This window comes from Christiangramia oceanisediminis, from assembly GCF_022570735.2.
In the GTDB taxonomy this organism is placed as follows: Bacteria; Bacteroidota; Bacteroidia; order Flavobacteriales; family Flavobacteriaceae; genus Christiangramia; species Christiangramia oceanisediminis.
The window spans coordinates 260938-277970 of sequence record NZ_JANCNS010000002.1 but is presented as its reverse complement, the minus strand read 5'-3'; the positions used below and the strand labels follow the sequence as shown (position 1 = coordinate 277970).

Annotated in this window: 11 protein-coding genes; 6 read left to right on the top strand and 5 right to left on the bottom strand. The window is 41.7% G+C overall.

The window, feature by feature from the left end; genetic code table 11:
- The first annotated feature begins 30 nt into the window (after nucleotides 1-30).
- Entirely contained in the window at nucleotides 31-603 is a 573-nt protein-coding gene (locus MKO06_RS08485; RefSeq protein ID WP_241551750.1) for a pseudouridine synthase, read from the top strand.
- Here MKO06_RS08485 and ggt read toward each other — a convergent pair.
- The 5 genes from ggt to MKO06_RS08460 all read right to left on the bottom strand — a co-directional run bounded on the left by ggt (nucleotide 600) and on the right by MKO06_RS08460 (nucleotide 9419).
- Complete coding sequence (ggt, locus tag MKO06_RS08480) at nucleotides 600-2312, bottom strand: gamma-glutamyltransferase (protein WP_241551749.1); 1713 nt, start codon at nucleotides 2310-2312, stop codon at nucleotides 600-602. The two genes, MKO06_RS08485 and ggt, sit on opposite strands and share 4 nt — an antisense overlap.
- Before the next feature lie 62 nt (nucleotides 2313-2374).
- Nucleotides 2375-2935, bottom strand: coding sequence for a biliverdin-producing heme oxygenase (locus MKO06_RS08475; RefSeq protein ID WP_241551748.1), 561 nt, complete (start codon nucleotides 2933-2935; stop codon nucleotides 2375-2377).
- A complete protein-coding gene (locus MKO06_RS08470) occupies nucleotides 2922-3479 on the bottom strand; it encodes a response regulator (RefSeq protein WP_241551747.1) in 558 nt (185 codons plus the stop codon). The genes MKO06_RS08475 and MKO06_RS08470 overlap by 14 nt, the downstream gene beginning before the upstream one ends.
- A gap of 66 nt (nucleotides 3480-3545) precedes the next feature.
- A complete protein-coding gene (locus MKO06_RS08465; RefSeq protein ID WP_241551746.1) occupies nucleotides 3546-5756 on the bottom strand; it encodes an ATP-binding protein in 2211 nt (736 codons plus the stop codon).
- Nucleotides 5757-9419 carry a CheR family methyltransferase gene (locus MKO06_RS08460; RefSeq protein ID WP_241551745.1) on the bottom strand — a complete coding sequence of 1221 codons (3663 nt, stop codon included), beginning with the start codon at nucleotides 9417-9419 and terminating at the stop codon, nucleotides 5757-5759.
- Nucleotides 9420-9997: 578 nt separating this feature from the next.
- Here MKO06_RS08460 and proC point away from each other — a divergent pair.
- From proC to MKO06_RS08435, 5 genes are all read left to right on the top strand, one after another.
- Nucleotides 9998-10804, top strand: a complete 807-nt coding sequence (proC, locus tag MKO06_RS08455; protein ID WP_241551744.1) for a pyrroline-5-carboxylate reductase — start codon at nucleotides 9998-10000, stop codon at nucleotides 10802-10804.
- Between the two features lie 34 nt (nucleotides 10805-10838).
- The gene (proB, locus tag MKO06_RS08450) at nucleotides 10839-11612 is read left to right on the top strand and encodes a glutamate 5-kinase (RefSeq protein WP_241551743.1); all 774 of its coding nucleotides are present in this window, start codon (nucleotides 10839-10841) and stop codon (nucleotides 11610-11612) included.
- Between the two features lie 32 nt (nucleotides 11613-11644).
- Nucleotides 11645-12844: a glutamate-5-semialdehyde dehydrogenase gene (locus tag MKO06_RS08445; RefSeq protein ID WP_241551742.1), complete on the top strand. Its 1200-nt coding sequence runs from the start codon at nucleotides 11645-11647 to the stop codon at nucleotides 12842-12844.
- A gap of 177 nt (nucleotides 12845-13021) precedes the next feature.
- Nucleotides 13022-14887: a M61 family metallopeptidase gene (locus MKO06_RS08440; protein WP_241551741.1), complete on the top strand. Its 1866-nt coding sequence runs from the start codon at nucleotides 13022-13024 to the stop codon at nucleotides 14885-14887.
- A 113-nt stretch (nucleotides 14888-15000) separates the two neighbouring features.
- On the top strand, nucleotides 15001-17004 hold the full coding sequence (locus MKO06_RS08435) for a monovalent cation:proton antiporter family protein (RefSeq protein ID WP_241551740.1): 2004 nt from the start codon (nucleotides 15001-15003) through the stop codon (nucleotides 17002-17004).
- The last annotated feature ends 29 nt before the right edge of the window (nucleotides 17005-17033 follow it).

The window sequence follows — 17033 nt, the reverse complement described above, 5'->3', positions numbered from 1 at the left end:
CAGGGAGGAATTTTTGTTTAATTTCGGCACATGCACCGGCATTTCAAAATATACAAACCCTACGGATATCTTAGCCAGTTCATCACCAACCAGAAGAAGGCCGGCAAGCATCAATTGCTTGGTGAGCTTTATGATTTTCCCGAAGGATGCATGGCCATTGGCCGCCTGGACAAAGATTCTGAAGGCCTGTTATTACTTACCACAAATGGAAAGTTAAGCACTAAGATCACCGCAGGGAATTCTGAAAAGGAATACTATGTTCAGGTTGATGGAAGCATTACGCCGGAAGCAATCGCACAGCTTCAGCAGGGCGTTGAGATCAGCATCAATGGTAAAAAATATAAAACCCTTCCCTGTAAAGCTGAAAAACTGAAGCGCCTTCCGCAATTTCCGGAACGAGCAAAAAAGATAAGGGATGAGCGACATGGCGCCACCAGCTGGATAAGCATCACCTTAACCGAAGGAAAATTCCGCCAGGTAAAGAAAATGACAGCTGTGGTAGGCTTCCCTACGCTTAGGCTGATTCGTGTTCGAATTGGTAATGAAAAACTAGACGGGATGCAGGCCGGAGAAGTGCGGGAAATAGAAAAAGTTAATCTTTAATAACCCGAAGCCTTTCCATCATAACTCCTGGAATCGGCAGCACCGAATATCAGGTTTTCCTTTGAATCTATCATGATCCCCATCGCACTACCCTGGCTCCATCGTTTTATGATCTCATGACCCATTTCCTGGTAGATACGCTCGGTATCAGGTGAAAAGCCCCATTCTTCAAAATAACTGGTATCTGGAAGCCACTGGTGATGCATCCTGGGAGATTCGATGGCCAGGGCGATATCCATCTCATGGTCAATGCTATTCACGATTACCTGGAGCACAGTATTTATAATAGTTCTACCACCGGGAGTGCCAATAATGATATAAGGCTTGCCGTCTTTTGCGACAATGGTAGGAGTCATACTCGATAACATCCGTTTTTCAGGCTCTATTTGATTGGGTTCTGTACCTATTCTTCCCTTGGTATCGGTATAACCTGGGATCGCATTAAAATCTCCCATTTCGTTATTCAGTAAAAAACCCGCTCCCTCTACAACGATCTTAGAACCATAAGACTGTTCAAGGGTGTAAGTAAGGGATACAGCATTTCCTTCTGAATCCAGCACCGAGAGATGCGTGGTTTCAGGACTTTCATAAGCGAGATGTGCTTTATTGAATTTTGCAGAATCACTTACAGAAGCCCTGTCTTCCTGTATATTTTTTCTTAATTGATCGGCGTATTGCTTTGAGATCAGCTCGTCGATTGGCATGCCTGAATTGAAATCTGGATCGCCAAGATATTGGGCCCTGTCGGCGTATGCACGCCTCATAGCTTCGGTTAAATAATGCAGGCTTTTAGCCGAATTATGCCCGGCCTTTTTGAGGTCAAAACCCTCCAATATATTCAGCATTTCAATAAGAGCTACCCCGCCGGAACTTGGAGGTGGCATGCTAATAATGTCATAACCGCGATAGTTTCCTTTAACCGGGTTTAATTCCTCAGCTTCATATTTCAACAGGTCCTCCTTGATAATAAGCCCACCCTCTTTTTTCATAAAATTGGCAATTAGATCGGCCGTCTTTCCTTTGTAAAATCCGTCTGGTCCTTCGTCCCGTATCCGTTTAAGGGTTTCAGCTAGATCCTTCTGGATTAGAAGGTCACCATCTTTATAGGGACTGCCATCTTTTTTCAGGAAAACCGCTGCTGTGGTTGGATACTCATTTTCGTACCGCTTCAGCATATTTGAGAATCCGGCGATTGGCTGGCTTACCTGGAAACCCTTTTCAGCAAGATCTACAGCTGGCTGAACAAGATCTTTCCAGTCCAGTTTTCCATATTTCTGGTGTGCTTTATACAACCCGGCCACTGTGCCTGGTACGCCTACTGAAAGAATTCCCTCGTGGTTGGAATTGTCTTTTACTTTCCCGTTCTGACCCAGGTACATTTCCCTGGTCGCGGCCAGCGGGGCTTTTTCACGGAAATTGAAACTAGTGGTCTCGCCATTGCTCCCATGGTAGATCAGGAACCCGCCTCCGCCAATATTTCCCGCAGCGGGCAATGTTACCGCAAGTGCAAATGCTGTGGCCACCGAAGCATCAACTGCTGAACCTCCCTGCTTTAAAATTTCGCGACCAACATCGGAAGCCAGGTGATGACTGCTTACCACCATTCCATTTTCAGCCGGAACGGGGATGCGTCCAGCCTGGGCATAAATTAATGCATGCGAAAGGTTAAAAACCAGGAAGCAGATTAGGATCTTAAAGCTGTGATTCATTTCCGAAAATTAAGGTTGCAGAATTAAACCTAGTTATTATTTTCGGTATTCGCAATAAGAAGTTAGCAATTACCTGGAACGGTATCAAAAGCCTGTTCAAAAAGGAGAAAGGTCTCTTTGGCCTTATCACAGGCCTTATTTACCTGGTTTTGATCAAATTCCCTGGAACGAAGAAACTTCAGGAATTTATTCCAGCCGGCCATACTGCTTCTTTCACCGGAAAAAAAATGTTGTTCTGATATCAGTTGCGAGATCTGGCAATTCTTAAGTTCTTTCCCAATCATAAGACCTCCCATGGCAGAGCCTTCAAGCACGTAGGCTGCTCCAATGGCTTCCATCTCATCTTTGCAGTCAAAATGGATATCATGCTCCTCGCCTGGAACCGGAACGCCCAGACTTTTCAGGTCTTTTTCCAGTTGGGAAGTTTTCTGCATTTCAGCAATAGGAAGAAAACCACTGATGGCTTTTTCAACACTTCTATAGGCAATAAAATTCTGGTAGATGAGCAGTTTATATTCTTCCAGGCTTATGGAATGATCCATAATTTTACCAGTAAGATTTTCACCTTCCAGTCTATGATGCAATTCGGCAGTGGCCTGTCTTAAACTATCAAGAATCTTCATCGTCGTTTACCTTAAACCTGTTAATCGCCGACTTAATCTTCTCAATATTTTCTACGTGTTCCTTATTATCAGTATTGATCTGATCCAGATAATCATAGATCTGGTTAACTGTGATCTTATTATTTCGAATTCGTTCTCGAAGCTCTTCCCTGGCAACCATATTAACCACGAGCTTTTTAAATAGTGGCTCAAGTTTTTCACTGAGCACATTCATATGTTTTTTAAGAATATAGCCCGAAGCTCCACTAAGAATTGTATTTGCTGCCAGTTCTTCATCCTGTATGGTCCCGGTGATAAAAATGAATTCGATCTCGCTGTCAAAATCCTTCACCAGCTCCATAATATCCAAACCGGTGCAGGTAGGCAGGTTATAATCTGAAAGAACCACGTCTGGCGCAAAATTCACGAGATGCTGCCTGCAATCCTCCATATTTTCACACACTTCGATAAGAGGAGATTCCACGATCTTACCAATCTGCCTTTTGATTAGCTGGACATCGGTTTGGTTATCTTCAACCAATAATATTCTTAGGGATTTTATCATTTATAATCTGTTCCGGATAGGAATGCGAAAATATTACAAAAGGTCAAATCTGGCAATTAAGAATTGTTAAACATGGAAATAGAAGGTTGAACCCTCACCGGGCTCACTTTCGGCCCAGATCATTCCATTATGCTTTTCAATGATCTTTTTCACGATGGCAAGGCCTATACCGGTACCCTTGAAGTTATCTCCGGAATACCTTGAAAACAGGTTAAAGATATCTTCTTTATATTTCGGATCGAATCCTATTCCATTGTCCTTAACAAAATAGGTGGTTTTCCCGTTGATGCCCCTGGCCCCAATTTCAACAATAGGCTCTTTTTCCCTTTCGGAATATTTCAGAGCATTGGCCAGCAGATTGGACCAAACCTGAAGCATCATCCGTTTATCGGCCATCATCCTGGGCAAATCTTTTTCCATTACGATTTTCGTTGCAGGATAAGTAGATTTCACATTGAAGGATTCGAGGATATCCTCTACCATATAATTCACCGAAAAAATGTTCTTTTCGATATTCTGGCCAGTTACACCTGCGAAGGAAAGTATATTATCTATATGTTCCTGCATTTCGCTGGTTGAGCTCAAAATAGTATCGATAGCCTTCTGGCCATCACGGTCCAGGGATTGGTAATGGTCTTCTTTAAGAATATGGGCATAGCCGTCAATTCCTCTTAATGGTGCTTTAAGGTCATGGGAAAGTCCCTGGCTAAACAACTCCAGTTCATCATGAGCCACTCGTAACTGATCGTTCAATTTGGCGATCTTGATCTTTTGTTTTTCCTGGATCAGGTTGCTTATGCTTTCACGTATCGCCCTGGCTGCACCCAACTGGTAATCCATCCATGGATCTGAAACCCCGGTTAGCTCCTGGGTCCATTTTTCGAATGATTTCCTGGGAGTGATGCGTTGTTTTGTTTCATCAAACGAAGCTTTATTGTCGGGATTGCCTCCCCAACTAACGTTCTGGACAACTTCTGGCCGGAACCACATCAGGAAATCCCTGTCACTTCTACCCAGTTTTACGCTGAGGATCCCGGAGGCAGTTTCAGTGAAACGGCTGGCGCCTGGATATACAGCAGATAAATTTTTGGTAAAAAACAGGGAATCAGGCTGTTTGGATAAAAACTCGTCAACAAGTTGATGCACCTCTTTCTTTCCTGGTGTTTTCCCTATCAAAATAATTTTTCCGTCGAGCAGTAAAGCTCCTCCCTCACATTCCATCAAATCGGTGAAAAGCACCTTCATCTGGGATAATCCCTTTTTTATCTTACCCTTTTCTTCTACCTGTTTTACCAGTTTTTCCCTAACGATCTCCCATTCATCCAGTTTGGCGATATATTTACTGGATTCCTTCAGGCTAAGTTCATTAGAAAATATCTGGGTTAGGAATTCACAGGTTTGCCTTTGATAATAATTAATATGTTTGGAAGAATAATGATGACAGGCAAGCAGTCCCCATAATTTGCCGTTGCTGATAAGTGCAGCTGTAAGTGATGCTCCCACATTCATATTCTGAAGGTATTCTATATGAATTGGTGAAACTCCCCTTAATTCAGACCGGGAAAGATCCAGCGGTTCATGGTCAATTGGAGAAAGTTCGGGTTCGATTGGCACAGGTTCGTAATTCACATCGCTTATGATGCGAACCCGGTGCTTCATGAACAAGGCTCTAGACTGCTTCGGAATATCGCTCGCAGGATAATGCAGTCCCAGCCAGCTTTCCAGATCTTCATTTTTCTTTTCCGCGATCACTTCACCGTTCCATTCTTCATCGAACTTGTAAACCATTACCCGATCATATCCAAAGACATCCCGGGTTATCTTAGCTGCATCATTACAGAGGTCTTCAGGCGTTTCAGAAGCATTAAGAATATTGAGAATATTTGATAGCTGTCGCTGGTATTCGTATGGGTTATGATTCGAGGCGATTGGCTCAAAATCAATGATGATGCTTTTCCCAGAAAAATGAGGAACCATTATGAACTCGGTACCATTTATCGTGATCTCCCTTTCAGGAAGACGGGCATCCTCAGTACCCCGGTTATCAAAGATCCTGATAAGCTCTTCACCTATCAGGTCTTTTAAGGGTTTACCAAGAAGTTGGGTATATGGCATCCCAAAAAAATCTTGAGTATTCTGCCCCGTTTGGGTGATTATAAGTTTCGACCTGTCGCAGGCAATGATGACTCCGTGAGATTGAGATTGCCCTATTATATGAATAGGTTCCTTATCACAGTTCGTGATATCCACTTTTTCAGGATAGCTTATTTGGGGCATTTAGTCTGCTTTAAGTTTAAAATAAAAGGTACTCCCTACCCCTTCCTGGGAATCTACCCAAATGCTTCCTTCATGAAGCAGAACGATCTTTTCTACATGAGCCAGTCCTACTCCGGTACCTTCCATATCTTCGTTTCCAGGTACGCGGTTGAATATGGTGAAAATATTCTTCTGATCTTCCTTGGAGATCCCAACACCATTATCCATGATAGAGAAAACCCAGTACTTTCCTTCTCTATAGGCCGAAATCCTTATTTCCGGCTTTTTGTCTTTAGGAACATATTTTATGGCATTGCTAATAAGGTTCTGAAAGAGCAAACGAAGTTCGACTTCATAAGCCTTGATCTTGGGAAGATCTCCAATATGGATGGTAGCTTTCCTGTCCTTAATACTTTTGCCAAGGTCATATTTTACCACTTCTACGGCTTCGCGGGTATCTACCAGGGTCTTCTTACCATTCTTTCCAATCCTGGAATGTTCCAGTAAGGCCCTGATCTGTGATGAAAGCCTGTCTGAAGCATTCTTAATATATTTTATATAGTTCTCACCTTTCTCATCCAGTTGGGCTGCATACATTTTCCCCAGCACATCACTACCAAATTTTATGGTCGCTAGAGGCTCCTGAAGGTCATGTGAGCAGATGGATACGAATTGTTCCAGGTCCCTGTTGGCACGTTCCAGGTCGTTCTTCTGTTCTTTTAATTGATTCTGAGCCTCCTTTAAAGCTGAAATATCCACACAGGTATACCTGATGGTCTTGATATTGTTGGTTTCATCTCTCTCCGCGGTAGCATTGAGGATTACCGGCAATACCTTCTTCCTTTTGGTGAGCATCTTGAGTTCCACATTCACTACCTCACCAAACTTATTCACACCTTTTTTAAGGTTTAGACTTGGCAATTTGGAGTCATCATCAAAAAGGTCAAAGATCTCCTTCCCAACAATACTTTCTTTAGAACTATACCCCAGCTTTTGCACCGTCTTTTTATTACACTGTACAATTCTGGAAGATTTAGGATCCACACTTATATGGAGTACCGGATCATCTTCGTAAAAAGATTTGAATCTTTTTTCACTGGCGATGAGCTTTTCCTTGGATTTCTGAATATTCTCGATATCGATGAATGTAATCACTACACCGTTAATATTTTGATCGGAATCCATATAAGGAGAAATTCGCTGCAGGTAATTTTTACCTTCACGCGATACGATATGCTTCTCCAGGATTTTACCGGTCTTCAGAACCTTGTGGCATCGATCAAGAAAACTTTGTTTCCTGCTCAATCCAAAACTATTAGTGAAATTATCGATAGGCCTGCCAATATCACCGTTCAATAGGCTAAAGTGTTTCTTGATGGCCGGTGTAAATTTCCTGATCTTGAAATCTGAATCCAGGAAGATCACCCCAATATCGGTACTTTTGAGCAGGTTGTTCATATCTGCATTCAAGGCTGCCAGGTCATCCATCTTCTGGATGTTTTCGGCATTCACCGTATTGATTTCCTCGTTTACACTCTGCAGCTCCTCGTTGGTACTTTGCAGTTCCTCGTTGGAAGCCAGCAGTTCTTCATTGGCGGCCTGCAATTCCTCATTACTTGTTTCAATCTCCTCGAGGGAAGTTTGCAAATCTTCCTTTGTTCTCTTCAATTCATCTTCCAGGCTGGCTACATACTCTTTCGTTTGATTTGAAGGGCTTATTCTTGCCACCTCGGTAAGGTCCTGGGTTTTGATCTCCTTTTCGACAAAGGTGATCACGTAGCTGGTTTCTCCTTCCAGGTTGTGCTCCAGAAAAGGTTTGATAATGATATCTGCAGCCAGTTTTCCTTCTTCCTGTTTAACCGGCGCATCCTTATAGATCACTTTTTTCTGGTCACGATGTGCTTTGGAAAGGGTGGACTGAACTATGTATTTTAGATCACTTTCCAGCATGTCCAGCAGGTTAATTGAAAAACCGCTAACCGGAAGGTTCGCATATTTCCTAAATTCTCCTACTGCCTGTAAAATATTATAATCAGAATCAATAAAAATAGAAGCTCCTCCAAACTGGTCAAGGATCGCTTCGTTAAGTTCTCCCTGTAATTTCTGTCTTATAGGATTTGAGCTGGTACGGAAGTTCTTACGGGCCCTGTTAGACCTGTTTTCCATAAGCTTATTCTCCTTCCCAGGCAAGGTGGGAGATGGACTAATTCCGTTCTTAAGTCGCTTGCTGGGCTTAATATTTCGGTAGATCTTCCATCTGCGATCTATTTCCTTGAAATGATCTTTATGTGAATGCACGCTTTCGCTGGTTCCCAGAACCAATACTCCATCTTCCTTTAGCGAATAATGCAACATATTCAAAGCCTTTCTTTGAATACTGTTCTGGAAATAGATCAACAAATTCCTGCACACCACCATATCCATATTGCTGAATGGCGGGTTCTTAATAATATTATGCTGGGAGAAGATCACCATTCTCCTAATCTTTTCGATGATCTGATAACTGTTCGCCTTGCTTAGAAAGTACTTTAGCAACATGTCTTTAGACACATCGGCAACAATACTTTCGGGATATATACCTTTGCTTCCAATATCAAGATGCGGCTGCGAAATATCTGTAGCGAAGATTTTAATTTCGAGATCCTTGCCCTGTTTTTCCATTTCCTCATGCAGGCACATCGCAAATGAGTAAGCTTCTTCACCTGTGCTACATCCCACATCCCATACTTTAAGGACGTCCCCATCTTCCTTATCTTCGATCAATTTAGGGAAGACCTTTGTCCTTAAAACCTCCCAAACCTTCTCATCCCGGAAGAACTTGGTCACTCCAATAAGGAATTCCCGGTACAGGATATCTACCTCTTCTTCATTATTAGTTAGGTATTCGTAATATTCTTTTAAGTTGGTGCATTTGCAAATATTCACCCTTCTGGCCACTCTTCGGGCCAGGGTTGCATACTTATATTCTCTAAAATCCAGTCCGGCCTTTTCGTCTATATAAGTAAGTATCTTATTCAGTTCTTTTTCATCATACTGAACATCACCATCCTTGAAATGAAAAATGGGTGGGGTAGAAATAAAATTCTTTAGTTCAGGTCCCATCTCGCCAGCTGACAGGATATAATCTATAAGACCAGTATTAATAGCGCTTTTAGGCATACCGTCAAATTTGGATTCAGCCGGTTCCTGTACCATCACCATTCCATCATTTTCCTTGATCGCTCTAACACCCCTGGTTCCATCGCTTCCTGTTCCACTAAGAACAATTCCAATAGCTTTTTCCTTACGTTCTTTAGCTAAAGATTCGAAGAACAGATCTATTGGAAGATTAAGAATCTGAGTTTTAGGTTTTTCCTTCAGAATCAAAAGGTCATTTTCAAGAATAAGGTTATTCGCCGGAGGAATAAGATAGATGTGACCAGGTTTTACCTCCATCTCGTCTGATATCTGGACAATGGGCAGATTGCTGTTCTTTTTAAGTAATTCTCCCATCATGCTTTTATAATCCGGGGAAAGATGCTGAATAACAACATAGGCATTGTTGTCTCCAGCGGGGATACTTTTGAAAAACATCTTTAAAGCTTCAAGGCCACCCGCACTGGCGCCTATGGCAATGATCCTGGTTTGATCCGAAATTGTTTCACTAGCGGGCTCTAAAGCAGGACTTTCATTATTATTTTCCATTAATTAGGGTAGTAGGTTTAAAATTTAATCCCGAGGATTATTAAAAACAGCATTATATGCATTTTTAGCCAAACCATTTATTGCATATCAAACATTTATTGATCAAATGCCTACAAAGCTCTAATTATAGCTAAAATACGCCTATTTTGGCAGATTTTGATAATGATAAATATTGAAATTCTGTAAATACTGACAAAATTTCCGGTTATTGCCAAAAGTGCAAATATGGAAGAATTAGCAGCATTTGATATTAATTATAACATTTTTTTAATAAACCTCAATCTTCAATCAAACTGCTCAATACCAGATTCGCATTTATGGCTCCTCAGTTTAACGATAAATTTAATAATTCTTAGACCTGGCTGTGCTTTTATCAGGTATGCTCAAATAGAATTTAGGATATTTTAATAGAATTTATGCTTTTATTAGGGCCTCTTTCCTCAAAATCAGGCTAAATTATTCCTTCAAAACAACGTGCCCCAATTAAATTTCCATTTATCGCATGGTCTTTGCGCCAATTGGGGCGAATTAAGAAATGGTAAAAAGCCATTTAAAAAATGAAAACCAAAAAACACAAGATGAAAACATTAGTTATTGGAGCAGGAAACATGGGTTTAACCTACGCCGAAGGAATGGCGAGATCGGCCGTTCTTAATCGAAGAAATTTAATGGTATTCGATAAATCGGCAGATGTTATTGCCCGTTTAAGTGAACTTGATCACTTCGACGTTTACGAAAAACTGGAAGACTGCCTGCCCCAAGCCGATATGGTATTCATAGCAGTAAAACCTTACCATTGCGACGAACTCTTTGAAGAGATGCGTTCTATGGTTAATAAGGAGCAAATATTTGTTTCCCTTATGGCCGGAGTTACCATTGCCAAAATACAGGATGGCCTTGGTGCTAAAAAGGTCGTAAGATCCATGCCCAACCTTCCGGCACAGGTAGGTAAAGGTGTCACTTCTTTTACCGAATCTAAGGAAGTTTCGAGAGTGGAATTACTTATGGTAAGAAACCTGCTCGATACGACCGGGGAATCCATCCATGTTAAGAACGAGAATTATATAGATGCTTCCACCGGTATCTCGGGAAGCGGACCAGCTTATGTATTCTATTTTATGCAGTCAATGCTGGAAGCTGCCTTAAAAATGGGATTCTCTAATAACGATTCCAGGGTGCTGGTTAGCCAGACCTTCGAGGGAGCGGTGGAATTGTTCAATAGAAATGACCTTTCGCCAGATACCTGGATGGAACGCGTTGCATCTAAAGGTGGAACTACCAGAGCTGCCCTGGACTCCATGGATGATAATAATGTAAAGGAACTTATTAAGGAGGCCGCTTATGCAGCCTTTGACAGAGCGGTTGAACTTGGAGAAGAAAAATAATTAACCATATACCAAAAACGAAAGACTCTAAAAGATGGATAAAAAGAGAAGGATTGTTGTAAAAGTTGGTACCAATGTAATGACCAACAAAGACAATAGAATTTTAGGCCCAGTTTTGAAGAGCCTGGTTCGCCAGATTGCCACTTTATATGAAGAAGATATTATGGTGGTACTTGTATCTTCTGGTTCTGCTATTGCCGGTAAGGAGATCCTTGGCGAGATCAGCATTAAGGACGATAGTAAAAGAAGACAGGTGTATTCTTCGGTTGGTCAACCAAGAATGATGCGCCACTACTACAGTATTTTCCATGATTACGGAATGAGATGTGCGCAGGTACTGGCCACAAAAAGAGACTTTAGCCCAGGAATTCACAGGGAAAACATGATCAATTGTTACGAATCTCTGTTATCTGAAGGAATCATTCCTATCGCAAACGAAGATGACGCTGTTTCGGTAACCATGTCCATGTTCTCTGATAACGATGAACTGGCAAGCCTGGTTTCTGAACTGATCGGGGCCGAAAAACTGATCATCCTTAGTGACACCGAAGGACTTTATACCGGTCACCCTGAAGATGACGATTCAGAAAAACTGAACAAAGTACAGATCGATGAAAACGTTGAAAAATACGTTCAGGAAAGTGATAAAGGTGAAGGCGAAGGCCGTGGTGGTATGGAATCCAAGATCAAGATCGCCAAGGGAACTGCTGCCAAGAACATCCCAACTTATATCGCCAACGGGAAAAGAGATAATGTGATTCTCGATATCATGAGCGGTAAGGATGTTGGTACCAAATTCACATCTTAAAAAATTATTTGATAAACCAAAAGGAATAGAAAATGAAACTGATTAAAACTGAAATAAAAAATAAGGTCTTGAAATCCATGATGAACATCCTGGACAGGAGACGAAATGAAATTATCGAAGCGAACAAAAAAGACCAGGACGCATTTAGCCGTGACGACCAGGCGCTATATGACAGGCTCGTTGTTGACGATAAAAAAGTTGATGATATGATCCGTTCGGTTCGTGAGGTTATGGAGCAGGAAGATCCCGTTGGTCAGGTCATAGAACACCGTAAACTGGATACCGGGCTTGATATTACTAATAAAACAGCACCTTTCGGAAATATTTTGATCATTTACGAATCCAGACCTGATGTTACGATCGAGGCTGCCGTTCTTGCTTTTAAGGCTAATAATAAGATCTACCTTAAAGGTGGAAAGGAAGCCATTAATAGTAATAAGATCCTCGAAGAATGCTGGCATGAAGCCCTGGAAGAAAACGGGTTAAGCAAGGATTGGATCGAATTGCTGCATATGGACAGGACCGAGACCCAGGAATTTCTTAAAAATCCACCAGAACATTTAGACCTCATCGTTCCTCGTGGTGGAGAAAGACTGATAGGTTTTGTAAAAGAACATGCTACCGGCGCTGTATTGGTAAGCGGTAGAGGAAACAATTTCCTATTTGTATCAAAAAATGCCGATTTTGAAGTAGCGAAGAAAGTAATTCTTAATGCGAAGACCGATAAGATCTCCGGATGTAACGCACTGGATAAGGTTCTTGTAGATAAGAATATCGAAGATTTCGAAGGAAAAGTAAAAGAGCTGGAACAGGTATTCAAGGAGTTCAAGGTCAACATTCTTGTAGATGAAGAAGTTTCCAAGATACTTACAGAAGAGGAAAAAATTCCTTCTGAAGAAACCTGGTATGAAGAATTTCTTGCAATGAAGATCGTAATAGGAGCTATAGACGGCCTGGATGAAGCAATTGAAAAGATCAACAAATATTCAGGAGGTCACTCTGCTTCTATTATCACTAAAGATAAAAATGAAGCTCTCACCTTTATGGAACAGGTAGACAGTGCAGCGGTATATCACAATGCTTCCACTCGTTTTACCGATGGAGGACAGATGGGCGTTGGCGCCGAACTGGCGATCTCTACAGACAAGCTACATCACCGTGGACCATTAGGATTGAAGCAGCTTGTAACCAATAAATATTATGTATTGGGTGAAGGCCATGTGAGAGTATAATCCAATCGATAAGTTAGTTATTAAAAAGACGTCAGAAATGGCGTCTTTTTTTATTTACAGCATAATTTGAATAATTCACATCACTAATCTGGCGTTCTAATTCAGAAGGCACGAAAAGAAAATATACTGAATGTAACTTTCGCGCCCGAATTGAGTCTTATAAATAAACAAAACTTCATGAAGAAATTACTGACGGGATTAGCTGTATTTTCCCTGCTTCTTGGCTGTAAATCTACCCAGACTCCCAATGTGGAACAACCGGTAATCGCACAGATTGACCTGGTAGATGTGCAGGACGACAAAGTTTGGGTAACAGTAGATCCAGACCGATTCACCACCGAAACTACTACTTTTTATATTCCAAAAACAGTTCCCGGAACCTATTCTACCGATAACTACGGGAAATTTTCCGAGAATCTTAAGGCTTACGATTACAAGGGCCGAGAAATGCCGGTTACCAGGATCGATGAAAACAGCTGGAGCATCGAAAATGCTGAAGATCTCGATAAAGTAACCTACCAGGTGAACGACTCTTTCGATTGGGAAAATGAAGGTGGCGTATATTCCATGGCAGGAACCAATATCAGGGAAGGCGAAAACTTCCTTTTAAACCTACACGGTTTTGTAGGATATTTCAAAGACCTGAAAGAGAAGCAGTATCGACTGGAGATCAAAAGACCGTCCAGTCTCATACCCGGAACTTCACTCACTGTGAACCAGACCGTTGATGCTGAAAACGGGAATATCAAAACAGATATTTTCAATTTAAACAGGTATTTCCAGGTTATAGACCATCCAATCATGTATGCTGAACCGGATACGGCCAGTATCATGGTTGATAACATGGAAGTTTTACTCAACGTGTATTCACCAACAGGAAAGTTTTCGTCCCAGGACATCAAACCTTCGATGGAAAGGATGATTAGCGCACAAAAGCGTTTCCTGGGAGATATAGATAACACGAGCAAATATGCTATTTTGTTATACCTATCTGGTGATGAAGGCCCTGATGCCGGGAATTTTGGTGCACTGGAGCACCACACCTCAACGGTAGTGGTTCTCGATGAAAGCACATCTCTAAAAGGTCTTGAGGAATCCATGATCGATATCGTTTCCCATGAATTCTTCCATATTCTAACTCCGCTGAACGTGCACTCCAACGAGATACATTATTTTGATTACAACGATCCTAAAATGTCTCAACACCTTTGGATGTATGAAGGAGTTACTGAATATTTCGCAAACCTTTTCCAGGTAAACCAGGGATTGATCTCAGACCAGGAATTCTACAACAGGATGGTAGACAAAATCGAGATCTCAAAAAGGTTTGATGACACTGTTCCATTCACCGTGATGAGCAAAAATATTCTGGATGAAAAGTATGAGAATAGCTACTATAACGTTTACCTAAAGGGGGCACTTATAGGAATGGCGCTGGACATCAGGCTTCGCGAATTAAGCGGTGGCAACATGGGACTTTTAGACCTGATGAAGAAACTAAGTGAAAAATATGGCAAAGACAGGCCATTCGAAGATGATGAGTTGATTCCTGAGATCGTGGCCTTAACTTATCCAGAAATACAGGATTTCTTTGACACCTATGTCACCGGAACAACACCTATTCCTTACTACGACTTCTTTGCAAAGGCCGGCCTCGAAGAAAGAGAGGTCCTTAAAGAAGTAGATTACTTTATCAACGGTCAAATCCCATACATCGGGCCTAACCAGTCCACAATGCAGATCGTATTTAGAAACGATATCGAACTGAATACTTTCCTTAAGGATCTTGGTGTAGAGGGCGGTGATACGCTTAAAAGCGTGAACGGAACCGAGTATACCCTGCAAAATGTTTACGACCTGATTTCGGTCTCCCAGGGCTGGGAAACCGGTAATGATATTAGCATGACGGTAATTAGGGATGGTGAGGAAATAGAATTAAAAGGCAAAATTAGCACTCCAAAGGATACGGGAAAAAGTCTTGTTCCCCTTCAAAATGCCGATGGAGATCAAATAGAACTACGCAATGCATGGTTGAAAGGTTAATAGATTTAGGCCAGGCATAAAAGCGGCAGGGAAACCTGCCGCTTTTTTTTGCTCAAATTCAGGCTTAAAAATTTTTACTTAGTATCTTTAAAATCAATAAAAGCTAACCATTTATGGAAATCCCTATCCTTCAGGACATTGTTATAATATTGGGTTTATCAATTGTGATCATCCTGATCTTCCAGAGGTTGAAACTCCCCGCAATCCTTGGTTTCCTGTTAGCTGGTATCATCGCAGGTCCCTATGCCTTTAACCTCATCAGTTCTCAGCATGAAGTGGAATTGCTTTCCGAAATCGGGATTATTTTCCTGCTTTTTGTGATCGGGATCGAGCTTTCCTTAAAAGGCCTGGCATCCATAAAAAGAATCATATTTTTAGGAGGTGGTCTTCAGGTGGGCGGTACCATTCTTATCACCGCCGGAATAGCCAGCTTAACAGGTCTGGAATTGAATACCTCTATTTTTCTTGGTTTCCTCTTTAGTTTAAGTAGTACGGCCATTGTACTCAAATTGCTACAGGAAAAAGGAGAGATCGCATCACCACATGGCCGGATTAGCCTGGGTATCCTGATATTTCAGGATATCGTGGTAGTTCCCATGATGCTATTCACTCCTCTTCTGGCAGGTGAAACACCCAATATCCTTTCTACGGTAGCCATTATGGCCCTTAAGATACTGGCAGTACTTATAATCGTCTATATCCTGGCCAGATACGTGGTTCCAAAGGTTTTTGGATGGGTAGTCAAAACAAAAAACCAGGAATTATTTATTTTAACCGTAGTGGTGTTTTGTTTTGGAGTTGCCTGGCTCACCTCTACGGTAGGACTTTCTTTGGCACTGGGAGCCTTTTTCGCAGGATTGATTATTTCTGAATCAGATTACAGTCACCAGGCTACTGCCAATGTGCTACCATTCCGGGAGATCTTTATCAGTTTTTTCTTTATTTCGGTTGGAACCCTGCTGAACCTGGAATTTTTCTTCAACAATATCCTCCTTATAATCCTGCTGGTAATTGGAGTGATCTTATTAAAAATGACGGTTGTGGGAGTTACCGGTTTTTTGCTGAAGTATCCTGCAAGAACTGTTTTTCTAACTGTTTTCAGCCTGTTCCAGGTTGGGGAATTCTCCCTTTTATTATCTGGAGTAGGAAAGGACAACGGCATCATTCCTGAAAATATCTATCAGTATTTCCTGGCCATATCGATCATTACCATGGGAATCACGCCATTCCTGATCTCTTACGCGCCTCGAATCACCTATTCCCTGCTGAAGGCTCCAATCCCACCGGCAGTGAGAAAAAGACTGGAGAATATTAAAAGAAGCACCCAGGCCGATTCGGAATTTTCAGAAGAGAACCTGCATGATCACCTCGTGATCATCGGTTTTGGAATAAACGGAGAAAACATTTCCAAAGCTGCCAGGCATGCCGAAATTCCATATGTGATCATAGATACAAACCCTGAGACCTTTCAGAAAGCGAAGAACAAACAGGAACCGGTTATTTTTGGGGATGCCACACAGTCGCTTATTTTAAAACATGCTCATATCCAGGAAGCCAGGGTGATCGTGATCGCGATTTCCGATCCCAGCGCAACCCGGAAGATCCTAACCACTATTCGTCAATTCACCCAAACCGCGACTGTGATCGTAAGAACCCGATATGTGCGCGAGATCGAAGAGGTCATTAAATTAGGCGCCGATGAAGTGATCCCTGAAGAATTCGAAACTTCCATAGAAATATTTACCAGGGTATTAAAAAAATATCTCGTGCCTTTCGACGAAATACAGGGTTTTATCAACCAGATACGATCTTCAGATTACGAGATGCTAACCTCGATGAAAAAGACCGCCCACTCCCCTGCCCTGCAGCATCTTAATATTCCAAATAAGGAAATAGTAACGGTGAAGGTTCAGCGGGATAATAAAAACATCGTGGGTAAAAGTATCGAGGAATCGGGAATTGGTAAGAACTACCGTCTAACCTTACTTGCGATCCAGCGCGATAACAGATATCTCACAGAAATTTCTCCTCAAACCATTGTGCAGCAGGGTGATCTGCTATACCTTTTCGGGCATCCTAATAATATTAACCATTTTAACAAGATGCTTTCATTCTGATTTTTATAAATTTAAAAACCTAACCATTT

Bases quoted from the DNA above. Each gene is read 5' to 3' on its own strand.
- MKO06_RS08485 (WP_241551750.1), top strand. From the start codon at position 31: ATGCACCGGCATTTCAAAATATACAAACCCTACGGATATCTTAGCCAG.
- MKO06_RS08445 (WP_241551742.1), top strand. From the start codon at position 11,645: ATGAAACTGATTAAAACTGAAATAAAAAATAAGGTCTTGAAATCCATG.
- MKO06_RS08460 (WP_241551745.1), bottom strand. From the start codon at position 9,419: ATGGAAAATAATAATGAAAGTCCTGCTTTAGAGCCCGCTAGTGAAACA.
- MKO06_RS08465 (WP_241551746.1), bottom strand. From the start codon at position 5,756: ATGCCCCAAATAAGCTATCCTGAAAAAGTGGATATCACGAACTGTGAT.
- proC (WP_241551744.1), top strand. From the start codon at position 9,998: ATGAAAACATTAGTTATTGGAGCAGGAAACATGGGTTTAACCTACGCC.
- MKO06_RS08470 (WP_241551747.1), bottom strand. From the start codon at position 3,479: ATGATAAAATCCCTAAGAATATTATTGGTTGAAGATAACCAAACCGAT.
- ggt (WP_241551749.1), bottom strand. From the start codon at position 2,312: ATGAATCACAGCTTTAAGATCCTAATCTGCTTCCTGGTTTTTAACCTT.
- MKO06_RS08475 (WP_241551748.1), bottom strand. From the start codon at position 2,935: ATGAAGATTCTTGATAGTTTAAGACAGGCCACTGCCGAATTGCATCAT.
- MKO06_RS08440 (WP_241551741.1), top strand. From the start codon at position 13,022: ATGAAGAAATTACTGACGGGATTAGCTGTATTTTCCCTGCTTCTTGGC.
- proB (WP_241551743.1), top strand. From the start codon at position 10,839: ATGGATAAAAAGAGAAGGATTGTTGTAAAAGTTGGTACCAATGTAATG.
- MKO06_RS08435 (WP_241551740.1), top strand. From the start codon at position 15,001: ATGGAAATCCCTATCCTTCAGGACATTGTTATAATATTGGGTTTATCA.